Origin of the sequence: Candidatus Protochlamydia sp. W-9, from assembly GCF_001950615.1 — a bacterium.
GTDB classification, from domain to species: domain Bacteria; phylum Chlamydiota; class Chlamydiia; order Chlamydiales; family Parachlamydiaceae; genus Protochlamydia; species Protochlamydia amoebophila.
The window spans coordinates 1-220 of sequence record NZ_BCPZ01000027.1 but is presented as its reverse complement, the minus strand read 5'-3'; the positions used below and the strand labels follow the sequence as shown (position 1 = coordinate 220).

Annotated in this window: 1 protein-coding gene; it reads right to left on the bottom strand. The window is 35.0% G+C overall.

Going from position 1 to position 220, the window contains the following annotated elements:
* Positions 1 to 220 (bottom strand): transposase (locus tag BU804_RS00735; protein WP_143298900.1); only part of this gene is annotated, 220 nt, incomplete at both ends.

The following is a 220-nucleotide window of genomic DNA, read 5'->3' as shown; positions in this document are numbered from 1 at the left end:
AAGAAGAATTTTGTCTGTCAACTTCATAAGATTCTGCTTCATATTCGATCTTAGGGTAGTAAATAGTTCAAGACCTTGTTTCAAAAGCCTCTTTGAAAGTTCTTTCGAAATATATCCCTTATCACCAAATAGTTTTCCAAAAATCCCTTTCGACAAAGTTTCGGCAATAGAAACATCAGCGACATTTCCAGGAGTTAGCTGAAAAGCCAAAATTTCTCCT